The sequence below is a fragment of the Dyadobacter sp. SRI_021 genome, assembly GCF_057586235.1.
Genome location: NZ_JBYCZM010000003.1, coordinates 250,540 through 269,169, shown reverse-complemented (window position 1 = coordinate 269,169; position 18,630 = coordinate 250,540). Strand labels below are relative to the sequence as shown.

Genomic DNA, 18,630 nt, shown 5'->3' with positions numbered 1-18,630 from the left:
TTTGGCTTAGTTAGTCGCCAAACTCCCGAACGGGAAAATGGCCGACGAAACATGCGCCCGGTTCATAATCTGACCGAGTTCTTTCGCCTTTTCGGGGAACTGCGGGGTCAGGTTGTTTTTTTCCTGCGGGTCTTTCGAAAGATCGTAGAGCTCTACCAGCGCGTCGGGATTGCCGGCTGCCTTTAAACGCACGGCCTTCCAGTTACCCTGCCGAACAGCTTGTCGGCCGCCCTGCTCGTGAAATTCCCAATAGAGGTAGTCATGTTTTTTCTGGGTAGGCTTGCCTTTCAATGCATCTGTGAATGAAATGCCGTCGATATTACGGGGTGCTGACGCATTAGCCAGCTCCGCAAAAGTGGGGAGTATGTCCCAGAATGCGCCGATGTAATCGCTTTTAGAACCGGGCTTGATAACAGCAGGCCAACGCGCGGCAAATGGCTCGCGGATGCCGCCTTCATACAAATCCCGTTTTACACCCCGAAACCCGGCGCCGCTGTTGAAAAAATTCGGATCGGCGCCGCCTTCGATATGCGGACCATTATCACTTGTGAAAATAATCAGCGTGTTTTTGTCAAGACCTTTCTCTTTCAACTTATTCACAACCTGCCCTACGTACAGATCCAGACGTGCCACCATCGCTGCAAAGGTAGCATGAGGGAATTCCTGCGACGCATATCCGCCACCGGTAGCACCCGGGCCATAGTCGGCCCCTTTGTATGGTTTTTCTTCAAATTTACCCTTATAATATCTGAACAGGCTATCATCCGGCACCATCAACTCCGCGTGTGGAAGTATATAAGGTAAAAACAAAAAGAAGGGCTGCTTGCCATCCTGAGCATCTACGAAGCTGAGCGCTTTTTTCTGGATCAGGTCAGGCGCGTATTCCTTATTATTGACCAGTCCTTTGTTTCCCTCCAGCAGGATTTTCTTGCTATTATCCCAAAGGTGCTCAGGATAGTAACGGTGTGCCAGGCTTTGGCAGTTGTAGCCATAAAAACGGTCGAAACCCTGCATATTCGGATCGCCTTCCGAGCCGACAGGCCCCAGGCCCCATTTCCCGAAAGCCGCCGTCACATATCCCGACTTTTTAAGAACTTCCGCAAGCGTTACAACAGAGTCGGCGATCGGTTGCTGTCCCTCGGGTTCAACACTTTTGTTCCCGCGTATATAAGTATGCCCTGTATGCTGGCCCGTCAGCAACGACGACCGCGAAGGCGCGCATACGGAGGTACCTGCGTAAAACTGGGTAAAAATCATCCCTTCCCTTGCGAGACGGTCGATATTGGGTGTCTTGATAAGTTTTTGTCCATTGAAACCTACATCACCATAGCCAAGATCATCGGCCAGTATGAAAACGATATTCGGGCGCGCCGGTTTCGGCGACTGGGCTTGGGAATGGTGGCAAAAGAACGGTGTGGCAAGGAGGGAAACCAGAAAACGATACTTTTTCATTATAGAGTAGATTAATACACTTCAGAAAGACATTGCAGCCCTTGGATTACTTGAATTCAACGTGGGTGACGCCTTTAAAATTGGGAAGAATAGCCTGTTTCGGCAATGGTAACCAGATTTGTAAATTGCGGTGTATCTTTGTTCCCGATACCCTACGACAGCCCGGACGACCGGCATGAATTGACAACCACCGAAAATTCCGGCAAGTCGAGCCTGGACTGTCTCTTAGGGTATCGGAAAGCAGATACGTACTGAATATTGAGAAGCAGAAGCTTGATATAATCTACTTGTTTGATAGACAAAGTAAGGATAAATACTTCGAACAAGCAAATGCTTCGGGAAACAATTTGTGTTTTTTTGACGGTTAATGTTCTCTGCTATTTGAGTAGCTTAACCGAATAGTGGTCAAACTTACTATCGTCGGTCAATAACCAGAAGTCCTCCACCTGCGATTGCGCAATAAGTAACCGATCGAAGGGATCTTTGTGTATCAGGGGAAGCTCCTGATATGCACCCAAATGTGGGATTTTGATATCAACCAACTGCACTTCCGCCGGCACCAGGCGATCGATGGGGCTCGGGATTGTTAATTTCAATAAACCGGCTTTGATGGCGATTTCCCAAAGTGATCCAATGCTGAAAAAAAGCTCGTTTTGTTTATTTTCGATCAATTCGATTTGCGTTTGGCTCAGCCTTTCGTCATCAGTCAGAAACCAAAGAAGGATGTGAGTGTCAAGAAGTATTCTCATTCAAGTGCATTAAAATCCGTTAGTTCATCCGTAAAGTTGTCGGGAACGCGAGATATAATGCTTTTGCCTGAGCCTCTTTTCAATTCAAGTTTCGACGCATTCGGGGATTCCTGAAACAGGTGATAGGCCCATTCCAGCTTGTCTCTGAATTCTTTATCATGCAAGGCTTCCAATTGCCTTTTAAGCAATTCGTTTTCCCTTTTCAATGCGTCAAACTCTTTTTGAGAAATTACAGGAGTACCCATGGCTTGAATTACATGTTAAGTAAATTTAAGATAAGTACTCCTGAAATGCAATCCTTATTTACGAACGGTACGCCCTATCTCCCGAACGTTTTTACCCGTCTTTTGCTGCAAATCATCTCCCATATCTTCACGCGCCGCGTCGGCGATTTTTTCGAGTTCGGCTACTATTTCCGGGTTTTGTTCCAGTACATCGTAGCGCTCGCTTGGGTCGCGGGCGAGGTTGTAGAGCGCTTTCGGGAACTGATGATCCTCCGGCGCCGGACCCGGCTGACCGTTTTTGCCTGGCAATGAACCTTCATAGGTACGTCCCGGGTGAGCGAAAACGAGTTTCCAATCGCCTTTACGGACAGCTTCGAGGCTGTTTTTACGATAATAGTAAAGGAAGCTTTCGCGCGGCGTCTGGCTTTCGTCGCCTTTGAGCAATGCGGTAAAATCGAGGCCGTCTATTTTCTCCTTCGGCAATTTTGCGCCGGTTAGCTTGGCAATGGTAGGCAGAATATCGAGCGTCGAGAGGAGTTTGTTGGAAACCCTGCCCGCGGGAATTACGCCCGGCCAGCGCATAATGCACGGCTCGCGTTGGCCGCCTTCGAAAGAGGTGCCTTTGCCTTCGCGGAAACCGCCCGCAGAACCAGCATGATCGCCGTAGTTGAGCCAGGGGCCATTGTCGCTGGTGAAAATTACAAGGGTATTATTATCCAATCCCTGCGCTTTGAGCTCCTTCATAATCTCCCCTACCGACCAGTCGAGTTCCATCATCACATCCCCAAAAATACCTCGCTGACTTTTACCCCGGAACTTTGCCGAAGCAGCCAACGGCACGTGCGGTAGCGGATGTGGTACGTACAGGAAGAAAGGTTTGTTTTTCTTTCTTTTGATAAAGGAGATTGCCTTTTCGGTAATTACCGGCGTCAGTTCGCTGGCGTCTTCGAGGTTTTTTATCTCCTTCACCGGCTTGTTTCCATCGATCCAATGAAGTGGCGGATATTTCGCGCGTTCCTGCCATGGATGCAGCGGCCACATGTCGTGCGAATAGGGCACACCGTAATATTCATCGAAGCCCTGCTGCAAAGGCAAAAACTCCTGATCGCTGCCCAAATGCCATTTACCGAAAATACCCGTCGCATAACCCTGCGCTTTTACGAGTTCGGCGATGGTTTCTTCTTTGGGATTGAGACCAACACCCGCATTGGGCCCGAACGCTCCCGAAATGCCCAGGCGGTTGGGATAACAACCTGTAAGCAAGGCGGCACGGGATGCACTGCACACCGCTTGTGCGGCCATAAAATTCGTAAAACGCGTCCCTTCTGTGGCCATTTTGTCAAGATTAGGCGTTTTGTAGCCCAATGCGCCATTGACAGACAAGTCGCCGTAACCGAGGTCGTCGATGAAAAAGAGGACGATGTTAGGTGTTTTGGCTGCCGGTTTTTCGGATTGAAAGGCCATCAGCAGGCACAGGCTCATTGATACCAGCAATAGAGAAAGTACTCTAAACATGTTTTTAAGGTGGTTTTAGGTAAAATGGCGCCAAGCTCTGGCTTGGCGTTAGTATTTGCAGGCCTCTGGCCGGAATTACGTCTGCCAGCCGGAGGCTGAACAATAGTAGGCACCAAGCAGGAGCTTGGCGCCATATTGCTCAAAAGTAATTACCAGTTCGGATTTTGTTTCAGATTCGGATTCAAATCACGCTCTTTTTGCGGTATGGGCCAGAGATAATGTCTGCCCGCATCGAAAACCCGATCGGAGGATGCGGCTTGCACCGTAACCAGTTTACCCGTAGCATCCGGATAAGTGATGCCAAACACCGGCCCGTTCATCACCTGCTCGCCAATTTTCCAGCGGCGGATATCATACAACCGCTGCCCTTCAAATGCCAGCTCCACTGTCCGCTCGCGGCGCACGATCTCCCGCAATGCCGCTTGCGTGGTAGCGGTTACCGAAGGCTGTTTTACGTCCGTCCGGCCATTTCTAACCTGGTTAATCGCCGCCAGTACAGTCGCGTCAGTTTGCCCCAGCTCGATTTTCGCTTCGGCGTAAGTCAGCAATACTTCGGCGTAGCGCAACAAGATAATGTTGATACCACTGTTGGTAGGGTTAGCGAAATCCTCGGTATTGATATACTTTTTAATGTTAAAACCAGTCGTAGAGGCAATGTAGGTACTTCCGATCGCGTCCGCGGTGGTGCTCGTCGGGCGGGGCTGGAAAGTAATCCCGCTCGGCAACGCGTCGCCTTCAAGGAAAACGGAGAATTTCAAACGCGGATCGCGATTGGCATAGGGTTTAGCCGGGTCATACCCGCTCGAAGGATCTGTGATTTTCTTGCCTTCAAGCGTTTCATAGGTATCCACCAATGCTTTTGTAGGGACATAGGTACTCTGTGCGTTCTTCTGGCTATATGGTGCGAGCAAGTTGAAGACGTTGTTTTGATACACATCTTTCAAATACTGTTTATCCAGAAGCACTTCCTTGTTATTCTCCGCGGCATAGCTGTATAGCTTTTCATAAGAATCATACAAACCATACACCCCGAGCTTAAACACCTGGTCGGCAGCATCGGCGGCCTTCTGGTAACGTCCCGCATACAGGTCCGCACGCGCAAGAAGGCCTAGCGCAGCGCCTTTGGTAAAGCGGCCTTTGTCGGCAGCTCCATAGGTTGCCGGCAGCAGCGCCGCAGCTTCAGTCAATTCTTTTTCTACAAAATTCCAGATTTCCTCCACCGGCGTGTTCACCAATGTCCGGCCCTCATCAATGCTGATCGAAGACGTCACCAGCGGCACCGGACCAAACAAACCGGCCAGTTTCAGATAATGGTAGGCACGCAATGCCTTCGCCTCGCCTTTGAGCTGATTGATCAATGCGGCATTGGTACTCGGTACTTTATCGACATTTTCCAGAAAATAATTCACGCCGCGAATGCCTCGGTAGGCCCGTTTCCATTCGTCGTAAATCACCGAACTCGTCGCATCGTAACTTCCCGCCTCGATGTAGGCGGCCACATTAAAGCTCTGGTTGGTATGTGCCAGGTCGGTAATGCCGTCCCAGGTCGCGGCCGTGGTGCTATCCAGGTCCGTGTAAAGTGAGTTTACGGCTAGTTTGGCATCGTTTTCGGTTTTCCAGAATAAATCTTCGGAAAGACGGTCGTTAGGAACGGTTTCCAGCAAGCCGGAGTCGCACGAAGCAAGACCGAGCGCGAGCGCAGCGATACCTGCGTAAATGGTATGTTTGAATGTATTTGTTTTCATAAAATCAATGCGGTCAGAATGAGAGGTTCAACCCAAATGTGTACAAGGCTGTCTGCGGGAAATACACTGCGCGGCCGGAGGGAACTTCGGGGTCGAGGTTCCATTCATTCAGTTTCGAGAAGGTGAGCAAATTGGTAGCCGATGTATAAACACGAACGCGGCTCACGCGCAGTTTGCTCACGATTTCACCCGGGATGTTGTAGGCCAGCTGTACATTTTTGAGGCGCAAATAGGAACCATCGATTACCAGACGGTCGGAAGTAGCCACGTTGCGGAGGTCGAATTTCACCGGGCGCGGGAAGCGGGCACCCGTGTTTTCGGGTGTCCAGTAATCATTGGTATAAATCTCGTGGGTGAAACCTTCCTGGTTCCCCATTTCGGCCAATGCCCCCGCGAGACGCGCATCCACCTTCGCTGCGCCCTGGAAGAGAATACTCAGGTCGAAACCTTTGTAAGAGAAGTCGCCATTCAAACCGAATGTGTATTTCGGGAACGAGTTACCGATGGCCGTCATATCGTCGGCATTGATCTTCTTATCCCCGTTGCGATCGACATACTTCACGTCGCCGGGCTTGGTATTAGCCGCATAGGTGGCCTTATACTCGGTAATTTCCTGCTGGGTCTGGAATAAACCGTCGGTCTGGTAGCCCCATAGCGTGTTGATAGGCAACCCTTTGGCAATAATATAACGAGGGTCGATATCCGAACCGGTGATATACGGGCCGGTACCTTTCAGGTCCACCACTTTATTTTCATTAATACTCAAATTCCCGCCGAGCGTGTAACGGAAGCCGGAAGCACTCGACGCGCCACGGTAATTCAAACTGAACTCCCAGCCTTTGTTTTCTACGGATCCTGCATTCTGCGGCGGCGCTTTCAAACCGATCGTCGCAGGGATATCGAGGTTCAGGAGAATGTCGTCGGTCAGCTTGCGGTAATAATCTGCGGTGAATGTCAACCGTTTGTGCAGGAATGTCGCGTCGATACCCAGGTCAAGTTGGGTGGTCGATTCCCAGCCGAGGTTGGTATTGGCCAGGGTCGTAGGGCGGTAGCCTTGCACGGGCGTACCTCCGAAGCTGTACCCGAGGGCGGTCAATGCGGAGTAGTAGCTGTACAAATCCACCGACTGGTTTCCGGTAATCCCCCACGAGCCGCGCAGTTTCAGGTCATTGACAGTCTTTTCCAATCCCTGCCAGAAATTCTCCTTCGAAATGCGCCATCCCGCCGAGAATGAAGGGAAAAAGCTGTATTGTTTGGGACCTGTGAATTTGGAAGAACCATCATAGCGGCCGTTCGCTTCAAAGAGGTATTTCTCTTTATAATCGTAATTCACACGACCAAAATAAGAGCGCAGGCCATACTCGGCATCATTACCTGCATTGCTTTTGGTACCATCGTTCGCACCCTGACCAATCGACCCGATATCATTGTTATAGAACCGCTCGCGATAGGCAGAAAGGAAAGTCTGCGTATTCCCGATTTGCGAGTAACCTACCAATGCCTTTAAGCCATGATTGCCAAAACTCTTTTCATAAGTCAGCAAGTTGTTGATCGTGTATTCCCGTAACGTATTGCGGACTTCGGTAAGCGAGTTGATCGCCACCGTTTTCGTGATGTTGGTGTTCTTATCGGTATTGGTATAGGCGTTGGTGTAGTTCTTCTGATTCGTGAATGTCCCCCGGCCTGCGATTTGCGTAGAGAATGTCAGTCCCTCGATAATATCAAATTCCGCCTTGACATAACCCGCCAGGTAATCGGTCACCTGCCGCGACTGCCCGCCGATTTCATTGAACATCAATGGGTTGTTACCCTGCGTGCTCAATCCGTACGTCCCATCCGCATATTTAGGTACCGCCCACAATGTACCGTGGAAGAAGTTGTTCAACGGCTGCGGGTTGTTACCCGTGTTGTTCACGGTCGGGTTCAATGCGCGGGCGTAACGGTAGTTGATGTCTCCGCTCACGCGTAAACGTTTCGAAACCGTGTAATCGGTATTGAGGCGGAACTCGCCTATTTTATTGGAATAACCCGCAATGACACCCTGCTGGTCCTGGAAACGAGCGCTCAAGCGTGTACGGATCACATCCGTGCCGCCCGCTACCGAAATGGTATGGTTCTGCTGGGGAGCCGAGCGGAGCATGGTTTCAAACCAGGTGTTGGGCATCGGGTACTTCTCACGGTCGGTCGCATTTACATATGCCTGGATCGACTCCTCCGTAAAACGCGCCGGCACCGGCAGGCCCGCATTCGTGTAGGCGGCTACCTGCTCACGCATGTAAGCCTCGATCCCCATCATTTTGGGCACATTATTCGACTTCTGAATGGCGTAGTAACCATTGTAATCCACTTGCACTTTGCCTCCTTTGGCACGTTTGGTGGTAACGAGGATAACCCCGTTTGTCGCGCGGGAGCCGTAAATGGCGGTTGAGGAAGCATCTTTCAAAACCGAAACCGACTCGATATCGTCCGGGTTAATATCGCTCAAACGCTGCTCAATACCATCCACGATCACGAGCGCATCGTTTTTACCCAAATCATACCCGCTGGTGCTGCTGCCATTGATATTAAAAGTAGTAATACCCCGAACGCGGATGTTGGTATTCGACTTACCCGGCGAACCGCCCTGGTCGAGCACGGTTACGCCCGGCATAAGGCCCTGCATCGACTGCTGGATATTCGATACCGGCCGTTTGGTAATGGCTTCGCCACTGATCTGCGACACGGAATTGGTCATGCTGTTGCGCTTTTGCGTACCGTAACCGACCACCACCACTTCTTCCAGCTGCTTTGTATCCGCAGCCAGTTTGATATCGATCGTGGCCCGGCCATTCACAGGCACTTCCTGGGTAACGTACCCGATTCCGGAGAAAACGAGGGTGCCATTCGATGGCGCATTGATCTCGAACTTGCCATCGGCGTCGGTCGATGTGCCGGTAAGCGTGTTTTTAACCACAATGTTGACGCCTGGCAGCGAACCGTTGTCGGTTGCGGACGTCACGGTGCCCTTCACGGTGACGTTCTGGGCTAAGGCGCTGAGGCCGAAGAGCGACAAGGCCACAAGTAACCGGCCTCTGTTCAAAAGAGCATTTCTGGATAGATTTTGGAACATAGTAATTAGTAAAAATGGGGCTGGATTCTGGTAATCAGGAGATTCAACTACGTCGAGATTCTTGACAGCCGACCGCCGATTGCTACTGGCCTTCGGCTGACAATGGACGATAAGCCATAAACCTGTTTTTTGAAACAGAGCTGTCGGTCCGTCGGGCTGGCGCGAATCGCCGGTAAGTAAAAGAAGAACGTTTAAACAAAACTGTTGCCGGTTAACAACAACAGCAGAATGGGGATGATCGGAAAAGGTTCATGCGGCAGTTTGGGTTGGTGGTTATCAGTGGGTGGTCAATAAACTATAAATCCTATTAAATTGATAGGCAAAGTAAAATACAGAAATTTCAACAAGCAACCGGAGTTTAGTTATTCTTAACAAATAAACCCAGTTTTAACATATACTTATATTTTTCGTATAAAAAATCCAAATAAAGGTCTATCATCTGCCGTAGATCGTGTGCAGATATTGCTTTTGAAGCGTTGAAAAGTATAGCACACCTCCGATAAGTACTGCCCAAATTAAGAACAACAGCGTGGGATGCGGGAAATAATGGTAGGCTGTGACAAAAATCAATGCACCGCGCGCGAACTCGAGGTAGAATACCCAACGACGCTGTTCGAGGATGGCACCGCAGTTGATGAGCGTCACAAATATCACCAGCGCGACCATTACTTGCAGGAATGTTTCTTCCTGATGCTCGAAAAGGAGCAGGAAGAACAGCGTGATGGCCGTCACCGTAAATTGTACCAGCACGTACCGCCGGAACTTCTGCGAGCGTACCCGCACTTTGTTTTTGGATAAAAACCGTCTTTCCACGATCCGTCGCACGGCCGGGTCGAAGTCCTCGGGACTGCCGAAAATAACTTTCAGTTTTGCCCGAATGCCCTTTTGCTGCTGCGCCGAGTACCAGATCTCCACCAGGAAATGGAAATGCTGCCAGAGGAAACTGTAACTGTCGAGCTGCTTGGTAAGACCGAAAACGGGCTGCTCCCTTTCCTCGGCGAATGTGCCGAAAAGCTTGTCCCAGATGATAAACATATCCCCGAAATTCTTGTCGAGGTAAGCCTCGTTGCTCGCATGATGCACACGGTGGTGCGAAGGCGTTACCAATATATATTCGAGAATGCCCAGCTTACCGATCACCTGCGTATGCGTGAAAAACGGATAGAGACCGTGCACGATGAGCATCGTCGTGATCATCGGGGCCGGGAAGCCGATCAGCGGCAACACCGACCAGAAAGCCGTCCTTACCGCCGCCTGGAAGATCGTGATGCGCGTTCCGGCTGTGTAGTTGAATTCTTCGCTCGTATGGTGCACCACATGAAATCCCCAGAAGAGGTTGATTTTATGTCCGGCACGATGGTACCAATACCATATAAAGTCGGTCGCGAGCAGCAATGCGATCCACACCAGTAGCGTCGGCCGGATCTCGAACAGCCCGTAATTTTTTTGGAGATAGTCGTAAAAAAAGAAGAACGATCCGGCCGTAAACATATCGATCAGCCGCTCGGCCACCCCCACATTCATATTGGCGATAGAGCTGTTGAAATTGAACAATTGCCGTCCCAGGCGCTTTGAAACCCAGTATTCTAGCCCAATCAGCAAGAGGAACAATGGAACGGCCAATGCCATGTAGTTCAGCGCCATAACCGATTCTTTTACTATATTTAATTAATAGATTATATATACAAATATTAAATGCGGGATTGTATTTGCCAAAAATTTGAGGGAAAACCATTAAATAAAATCTAAAACCCTTTTATTCGTGATTTTACAGCGCAGGTATATCAGCTTGCGGGACTAACCACTGATACCAAACCTCCCTTTTCCGGATGGAAAAAGAAAATACCTACTACGGCGTGAAAGAAATCGCCCGCCGTGCCAACGTCTCCATCGCGACGGTCGACCGCGTATTGCACAACCGCTCCGGCGTTTCGGAAAAGACCAAGAGGAAGATCAACGACATCATCAAGGAGCTGGATTACCAGCCAAATATCCTCGCCAGCCGCCTCGCTTCGAAGAAAATCATTTCGCTGGCCGTGCTCATTCCGCGCGTTTCGGAGGAAACCGATTTCTGGGAAGCGCCCATGAAAGGCATTTCCCGCGCTGATTCCGAAATCAAAAAGTACGGCGTGCAGGTTACCACGTTTTACTTCGACCTGAACGATCCCGCGACATTCAACGAACAGGCCGCAGCTATTCTCGACGGTCATTTCAAGGGCGTATTACTGGCCCCATCGTTCATTGAGGAATCCCGAAAGTTCGTCCGTGCGTGCCGGGAGAAAAAAGTGCCGTTTGTGTTCATCGACTCCGACGTGCCCGACGAGGATAACCTTTGTTACATCGGCCCGCATTTGTTCCAGAGCGGCTATGTAGGCGCTAAACTTTCGACTTACCGACTGAAAGAAAAGCACAAAGTAGCTGTGGTGAATATTTCCAAGGAGACCGATAGCTATAATTATCTGCAAATCGAAGAGGGTTTCCGCAGCTATTTCAAGGACCGCAACCTGCCCATCGAGATCGTCCGGATCGATATTAAGGATACCGACAGCCTGTCCGTCACCCGTGACCTCACGCGCGCATTGCATGAGCATGACGACATTGAAGCCATTTTCGTGACCAATTCCCGCGTTTTCTCCGTCGCCGCATTCCTGGAAAAGAACAAGCGTTCCGACATTTCGCTGATTGGTTATGACTATTTAAAAGAAAACATCGACTACCTGAACAAGGAGCTCATCGATTTCCTCATCTGCAACAAACCCGAAGAGCAAGGTTACCGGGGCCTCATGGCGCTTTACCAGACGCTCGTGCTCGGCGCGCCGGTGGAAAAGACGCATTTCATGCCGATCGATATTGTAACGAAGGAGAATCAGGCATTTTATCAGAACTAATGGTGCGAATAGTCCGTGCGAAGGTGGACCTTCGCACGGACTATTCGCAGGCCTCCGGCCGGTCAATACCGCGAAAAAGATATAGCATTTCAGCGGTCTCGTACAGCAAAAACGATATTGCATGCCCGACCGGCCGGAGGCCTGCAAACCGTGGGTAGAAATCTTCAGATTTGCACCAGCGTCCTCGGCACAATAAATGTTGCATTGACACCCAACAGCAACATTTAATGACCAGAATTAGCATCCGAACAAAATTTCCTGTAAACAATATCGCCGATTACTTGTAAATTAAAATATGTGTGTATATTTACGGGTACGTACCCGAAATTCAAAACGGGCTGGCTATTCCTGAACTCTTTTCCCTTTGTTTTATGCATTCGCTTAACAGACGAAAGTTTATTTTTCAATCGGCAACTGCCGGTATCGGTCTGGGCTTAATGAATCCATTACCTGCATTGGCGCGGCCTGCATGGGCCAGCGCCGCTGATGGTAAGCGAGTCGGAATTATCGGGCTCGACACCTCGCACGCCATCGCATTCGCGAAAGCGCTGAATGCCGAACAGCCTAATGCGGTTTATGATGGCTATAAAGTGGTGGCCGCTTATCCTTACGGCAGTAAGGACATCGAATCGAGTTTAAAACGCATTCCCGGTTACATCGAAGAAGTGAAGAAAATGGGCGTCGAGATCGTCGGTTCGATCAAGGAGTTGCTCGGCAAAACGGATGTCATATTGCTTGAAACCAATGACGGCCGTCTGCATTTGGAACAGGCGCTGGAAGTTTTCAAGGCAGGTAAAAAAATGTTTATCGACAAGCCTGTCGCCGCTTCGTTGTCGGACACTTTGAAAATTTACGAGGCATCTAAAAAGTATAATATTCCCATTTTTACGGCATCATCGCTACGCTACATTAAAGGTATCGAGAGCATCGATAAGAAAAAGGTACTGGGCGCGGATACGTATAGCCCGGCCGTTCTGGAAAAAACACACCCGGACTTCTTTTGGTACGGTATCCATGGTGTAGAGACGCTTTACACCGTCATGGGCACCGGCTGCAAGAGCGTAACACGCGTGAGCACGCCTAATACGGACATCGTAGTAGGCATTTGGGGCGACGGCCGCACGGGTACGTTCCGCGGCACGCGCACGGGCAAGCACGATTACGGCGGCACTGTCTTCACCGAGGATGGCAACAAAGTTTTAGGCCCGTACGGCGGTTACGAGCCACTTCTGGTCGATATTATCAGGTATTTCAAAACCGGCGAGGTACCAGTGACACCCGAAGAAACCATTGAAATATTCACCTTCATGGAGGCCGCCGATGAAAGCAAACGCCAGGGCGGCAAGAGCGTGACGCTGGAAAGCGTGCTCGCCAAAGCCAGTAAGAAATAAGCTCCCAAAATCAACCCTTAATCCATTGTCTCATGAAAGCATTCAGCTCCCGATTGTCGCGAAGAACGTTTCTTAAACAGAATTCACTGGCGGGGCTGGGTGTGGCCCTCGCTTCCTCATCCGTATCCGCCCTGCCGGTCATGGGCTCGAAGTCGGCGCAGGTGCCGGCGATATTGGGAGGGCCGTCGGCCTGGGCGGAGGATAAGTGGCCGGTATGGCCGCAATGGAACCCTGCTACGGACGAAAAACAGCTCCTGGAAGTGGTCAGGAGCGGGATTTGGTCGCGGGCAAATGTGGTAACGCAGTTTGAGAAGGAATGGGCGGCGGCTTTGGGTGTTAAAAGATGCCTGGCTGTCGTAAATGGCACCAATGCGCTGGTAACCGCTATTCATCAGTTGGGTATCGGGGCTGGCGACGAGGTGCTGGTACCGCCTTACACATTTATTGCGTCGGTCTCTTCGATCCTTTCCAATGGCGCAATGCCGGTTTTCGTGGACATCGACGCCGAAACATTCCAGATCGACCCGGCGAAGATTGAAGCCAAAATCACATCCCGTACCAAGGCTATCATGGCCGTGCACATCCTCGGCCTGCCCGTGGATATGGACCGCATTATGGCGATCTCCAAAAAGCATAAACTACTCGTGATCGAGGACGCCTGCCAGGCACATTTAGCCGAATATGAGCAAAAGAAAGTCGGTACCATTGGCGACGCAGGTTGTTTCAGCTTTCAAAATTCCAAGAACCTGCCTATCGGCGAGGGCGGGGCGATTGTAAGCAATAACGACCATTTCATCGACCTTTGTTTCTCCTATACCAATTTCGGGAACCCCTACGGAACCGCTGTCGGCGCGGTGAGTACCGGAAGCGTCATACAGGGTACCAAGCTTCGTTTTTCGGAATACCAGGCGGCGATAGGTATTGCTCAGATGAAACGCCTTGATGCGCAAACCACCACACGCAACGAAAACGCCGCTTACCTGAAATCGCTGATCAAGGATATTCCGGGCATTGTACCTTATAAATTGTACGACAAAGTCACCCGGGGCGCATTTCACCTGTTCCCTTTCCGTTATCAAAAGGATGGTTTCAAGGGACTTCCGCGGGAAGCTTTTCTCAAAGCGCTGAAAGCAGAAGGTGTTCCGTGTTCGAGCGGATATGCCACTTTAAATACTCAACCATATCTGAAAGACACGTTTGATTCGGTGAACTATCGAAGAATGTATCCGAAGGAAATGCTGGATATCAACAAATACAATGAGCAGAACAAATGTCCGGTCAACGACAAGGTTTGCAATGAGGAGGCCGTTTGGTTTACCCAAAATATGCTGCTTGGCACGAAGGATGACATGAAAGCGATCGCTTCGGCCATCGAAAAGATTCACCACAATGTCGATAAGATCAAAACACTCGGACAAAAATGAGGATAGTCGTCGCATTGTCTCTACTTCTATGGCCCTTTCTCCCCGCCGCAGCGCAGGGGTGGAAAGCGGGCGTAGCCAGGGTTGCGATTACGCCGACTGAGCCCATGTGGATGGCCGGCTTCGCGGCGCGCACGCACGCGTCCGAGGGCAAGCTGCACGATATTTGGGCAAAAGCTTTGGCTATTCAGGATGCGAATGGTAAGCAGGCGGTGCTCATCACTACGGATCTGCTGGGTTTCCCAAAGGCAATGTCCGACGAGATCAGGGCGAAAATCAACGACCGCTATAAACTCACCAAAGCGCAGATTATCCTCAACAGTTCGCACACGCATTCCGGGCCGGTGCTCGGGACCGCGCTGTCGGATATTTATCCTATCAATGAAAATGACCAAAAGAAGATAGATCAATACTCGGCCAAACTCATCGGGCAGATCGTAACCCTGATCGGAGATGCATTGAAAGCATTGCAACCCGCCACGATCGAAACCCGCAATGGCGTGACGCGCTTCCAGGTGAACCGCCGGAACAACGATGCGGCCACCTTGGAAAGGTTGACCGAAATCACCGGCCCTGGCGATCCGGCCGTGCCGGTGCTGAAAGTAAAGGATGCGAAAGGTAAAATCATCGCCATTGCATTCGGGTATGCCTGCCATCCTACTGTGCTGGATGGTTACCAATGGTCGGGCGACTACCCCGGCTGGGCACAGATCGAGCTGGAAAAGCTGTACCCCGGCGCCACCGCATTGTTTTTCCAGGGTGCGGGAGCGGACCAGAATCCGTTGCCGCGGCACACTGTACCGCTCGCGATTCAATATGGCAAAACGCTCGCAGCGGCTGTGGAGCGGGTTTTGAGTGAAGAAATGAAGCCATTGGCACCGCAGCTTTCGACGGCCTATAGTGAGGTAACGCTGGCATTAACCACCGCCCCCACCCGGGAGCAGCTATCGACTATGGCCGAAAAGGCAACCGGTTTCCAGCAAAGATGGGCTAAACGGATGATCGCACAGATCGACGAGAAGAAACCGTTCCAGACTTCCTACCCTTTTCCATTACAGGTATGGAAACTCGGCGACCAGTCCATAATGACACTTGGCGGTGAACTCGTAGTGGATTATGCGATTAATTTGAAGAAAATATTCGGCCAGGACACGTTCGTGATGGGCTATTCCAATGATGTAATGACCTACATTCCCAGCACAACCATCCTGCGCGAGGGCGGGTACGAGGGCGAGGTGGCGGCCATTGTGTACGGCCTTCCTGCCACCTGGGCATCGGACGTCGAAATTGAGATTTTGAATGGAATGGTGCAACTGGCAAAACAAGCCGGTGTCGTCAAACCGGAATCGAAGGTTATTAAAAATTAGTGTTTACCAAAGTGTACCTCTACCCGTGAACAGTATCGATTATTCCATAGCCTTCGAGCCGCTGACCGACCCGAAACCATTGATCGCCAAACATTATTACTCCGGTTTCTCGCGCGCGCACGACACGTACAATGCGCTCTCGACTGCCAGCGACGGGAAGATTTACTACCTGCTGTCATCGGATAACCATGAAATCGGTGGGCAGATGTTTGTCTGCGACCCGGCCAGCGAAAGCATTACCCACCTCGGAGACCTGACTGAAATTTGTGGTGAAAAGGACTTGAAAGCTATTCCACAGGGCAAAAGCCACGTACGTTTTTACGAAAGAAATGGGAAGCTCTATTTCTCCACGCACGTAGGTTACTACCAGCTCATAGATGGTATGGATCGGCTACCCCAACAAGCGCCCGAAGGTTACGCATTATATCCGGGCGGGCATTTTCTTTCCTATGACCTGCAAACCGGCGCATTTGAAGACCTCGCCACGGTTCCGAACGGCGAAGGAATGGTATCCATGACCATGGACCGCGACCGGGGACATCTGTATGGCATTACCTGGCCTTACGGCAATTTTATCCATTATGATACTGAGCAAAAAGTACTGAAAAACCTCGGCCCCATTTCGCACAAAGGCGAAGCGGGCACGCCTGGCGCCGATTTCCGTTCGCTTTGCCGGTCGCTGTTTGTAGATGCAGAGCTGGGCGATGTTTATTTCTCAACCGCCGACGGGGATATTTTGACCTACAATCCTGAAACCCAGATCCTGCATAAACTCGAGAACGTGGACCTCCGTCTGGATTATTTCGGCAAATACGACCCGACGCTCCCCGGCAGCATGTGCTACAACTGGCGGAAGATATTCTGGCATCCCAAAGAGCAGGTAGCTTACGGCGTGCATGGCAACTCGGGTTACCTCTTCCGTTTTGATCCTCGCACGGAAAAAATTGAACTGGTGGAGCGCATTACCTCCGAACCTTCACGCAAAAGCGGGATGTTCGATCAGTTCAGTTACGGCTATCTCGGTTTTCAGCTCGGCCCCGATGGTGAAACAATCTATTACCTCACCGGCGGACCGATTTATCAGGACGGCAAACGCATCAAAGGCGAAGACCAAATCGCCAAAGGTGCGGCGCGCGGATTGGAAAATCTGCATTTAATTACCTATCATTTACCTACCCATACATATAAAGACCACGGGGCGATCTTTTACGAAGACGGCGAGCGGCCTACCTATGTGAACTCCATCGCCGTGGGCGCCGACGGTACTGTTTACACACTGGCCCGCTTCGAGCATGAGGGCAAGATTATCCAGGATCTCGTCAGGATTCCGAATCCGTTTCAATACTAAACCAGATATTAACTTTTTTTCTCAATGGAAAATCTTAACTCAAATAGTCGCGATAACGACCGTCGTGACTTTATTAAAAAATCACTGGCCGGAAGCGCATTACTCACTTTCGGCGGGGTATTACCCGGTTTCAGTCCGAAAAGCTATGCCAAAATCATCGGCGCGAATGAAAAGGTACGCGTGGGCATGATGGGCGTGAACAGCCGCGGGCTCGCATTGGCGACCAACTATGCATTGCAGCCGAACTGCGAAGTGGTGTCCATTTCCGACGTCGATACCCGTGCTGCCGAGAAATGCATCGGTATTGTAAATGATACTCAAAAGTCTAAACCCGCCAATATCCCCGACTTCCGCAAGGCGCTTGAAAACAAGGATATGGATGCGCTCGTAGTGGCCGCACCGGATCACTGGCATGCACCGGCGGCTATTCTGGCTTCCAAAGCAGGTAAGCATGTGTATCTCGAAAAACCTTGCAGCCATAACCCACATGAAGGGGAGCTCCTCGTGGCGGTAGCGAAAAAATACAAGAACGTGATTCAAATGGGCAACCAGCGCCGCTCCTGGCCGAATGTGGCGGCGGGTATTAAAGAGGTGCATGACGGCGTAATCGGCCGGGCGTATTTTGCCAAAGGCTGGTATACCAACAACCGCGCTTCCATTGGAATAGGTAAAGAAACGGCCGTCCCTTCCTGGCTGGATTACGAACTATGGCAAGGCCCCGCGCCGCGCCGGGCATTCAAGGACAACGTCGTGCATTACAACTGGCATTGGTTCTGGAATTGGGGCACCGGCGAGGCACTCAACAATGGCACCCACATGCTCGACCTCATGCGCTGGGGCCTGCAAGTGGATTTCCCGACACGCGTTACCTCCTCAGGCGGCCGCTTCCGGTATAAAGACGATTGGGAAACGCCCGATACGCAGGTGATCAACCTCGAATTCGCGAACAATACCGGTATGACCTGGGAAGGTCGCAGCTGCAATGGCCGCACGATCGAAGGCAGCTCTGTGGGTGTGGTGTTTTATGGTGAAAAAGGCTCGTTGCAAATCGGAGAGGGGAATAATTACAAGATTTACGACCTGGACAACAAGCTGGTAAAGGAGGTAAAAAACGACCTCGTGATCGACCCTCGTAATAAGATGAACCCGTCGCAAAGCCTCGATGCATTTCACATTCAGAATTTCTTTGACGGTATCAAGAAAGGTACTCCGCTGGCAGCTGAGATTGTGGGCGGGCATCAAAGCACGTTGTTGGCGCAGTTGGGAAATATTGCGATTCGCTCCGGCGAGACGTTGAATATCGATCCAAGCAACGGGCATATCAAAGGCAGCAAAGCGGCAGAGAAATTCTGGAAACGGGAGTATCAAAAAGGCTGGGAACCGACGGTTTAAATGGAACAATTACCGGCCTCCCCGTCGAC

The 18,630-nt window shown here is 50.8% G+C and carries 13 protein-coding genes; 6 read left to right on the top strand and 7 right to left on the bottom strand.

Annotated elements, in window-relative coordinates; translation table 11 throughout:
• Positions 1–6: 6 nt before the first annotated feature.
• The 7 genes from AC2YIT_RS10460 to AC2YIT_RS10430 all read right to left on the bottom strand — a co-directional run bounded on the left by AC2YIT_RS10460 (position 7) and on the right by AC2YIT_RS10430 (position 10,438).
• Positions 7–1,452 (bottom strand): arylsulfatase, encoded by a 1,446-nt coding sequence (locus tag AC2YIT_RS10460; RefSeq protein WP_487279139.1) that lies wholly within the window; start codon positions 1,450–1,452, stop codon positions 7–9.
• Positions 1,453–1,829: 377 nt separating this feature from the next.
• Entirely contained in the window at positions 1,830–2,201 is a 372-nt protein-coding gene (locus tag AC2YIT_RS10455; RefSeq protein ID WP_487279138.1) for a type II toxin-antitoxin system VapC family toxin, read from the bottom strand.
• On the bottom strand, positions 2,198–2,446 hold the full coding sequence (locus AC2YIT_RS10450; protein WP_487279137.1) for a hypothetical protein: 249 nt from the start codon (positions 2,444–2,446) through the stop codon (positions 2,198–2,200). Before AC2YIT_RS10450 ends, AC2YIT_RS10455 begins: the two co-directional genes overlap by 4 nt.
• 54 nt (positions 2,447–2,500) lie before the next feature.
• A complete protein-coding gene (locus AC2YIT_RS10445; RefSeq protein ID WP_487279136.1) occupies positions 2,501–3,940 on the bottom strand; it encodes a sulfatase family protein in 1,440 nt (479 codons plus the stop codon).
• Positions 3,941–4,089: 149 nt separating this feature from the next.
• A complete protein-coding gene (locus AC2YIT_RS10440) occupies positions 4,090–5,685 on the bottom strand; it encodes a RagB/SusD family nutrient uptake outer membrane protein (RefSeq protein WP_487279135.1) in 1,596 nt (531 codons plus the stop codon).
• A gap of 13 nt (positions 5,686–5,698) precedes the next feature.
• Positions 5,699–8,794 carry a SusC/RagA family TonB-linked outer membrane protein gene (locus tag AC2YIT_RS10435; RefSeq protein WP_487279134.1) on the bottom strand — a complete coding sequence of 1,032 codons (3,096 nt, stop codon included), beginning with the start codon at positions 8,792–8,794 and terminating at the stop codon, positions 5,699–5,701.
• A gap of 435 nt (positions 8,795–9,229) precedes the next feature.
• Positions 9,230–10,438 carry a sterol desaturase family protein gene (locus AC2YIT_RS10430; protein WP_430844472.1) on the bottom strand — a complete coding sequence of 403 codons (1,209 nt, stop codon included), beginning with the start codon at positions 10,436–10,438 and terminating at the stop codon, positions 9,230–9,232.
• Between the two features lie 185 nt (positions 10,439–10,623).
• Here AC2YIT_RS10430 and AC2YIT_RS10425 point away from each other — a divergent pair, with 185 nt between their 5' ends.
• The 6 genes from AC2YIT_RS10425 to AC2YIT_RS10400 all read left to right on the top strand — a co-directional run bounded on the left by AC2YIT_RS10425 (position 10,624) and on the right by AC2YIT_RS10400 (position 18,601).
• Entirely contained in the window at positions 10,624–11,682 is a 1,059-nt protein-coding gene (locus AC2YIT_RS10425; protein WP_487279133.1) for a LacI family DNA-binding transcriptional regulator, read from the top strand.
• Positions 11,683–12,053: 371 nt separating this feature from the next.
• Positions 12,054–13,073 carry a Gfo/Idh/MocA family protein gene (locus tag AC2YIT_RS10420; RefSeq protein WP_487279132.1) on the top strand — a complete coding sequence of 340 codons (1,020 nt, stop codon included), beginning with the start codon at positions 12,054–12,056 and terminating at the stop codon, positions 13,071–13,073.
• Positions 13,074–13,105: 32 nt separating this feature from the next.
• Entirely contained in the window at positions 13,106–14,497 is a 1,392-nt protein-coding gene (locus AC2YIT_RS10415) for a DegT/DnrJ/EryC1/StrS family aminotransferase (protein WP_487279131.1), read from the top strand.
• Entirely contained in the window at positions 14,494–15,861 is a 1,368-nt protein-coding gene (locus AC2YIT_RS10410) for a neutral/alkaline non-lysosomal ceramidase N-terminal domain-containing protein (protein ID WP_487279130.1), read from the top strand. Before AC2YIT_RS10415 ends, AC2YIT_RS10410 begins: the two co-directional genes overlap by 4 nt.
• Before the next feature lie 25 nt (positions 15,862–15,886).
• Positions 15,887–17,209 (top strand): hypothetical protein, encoded by a 1,323-nt coding sequence (locus AC2YIT_RS10405; protein WP_487279129.1) that lies wholly within the window; start codon positions 15,887–15,889, stop codon positions 17,207–17,209.
• A gap of 24 nt (positions 17,210–17,233) precedes the next feature.
• Positions 17,234–18,601 (top strand): Gfo/Idh/MocA family protein, encoded by a 1,368-nt coding sequence (locus AC2YIT_RS10400; RefSeq protein WP_487279128.1) that lies wholly within the window; start codon positions 17,234–17,236, stop codon positions 18,599–18,601.
• Positions 18,602–18,630: the final 29 nt, after the last annotated feature.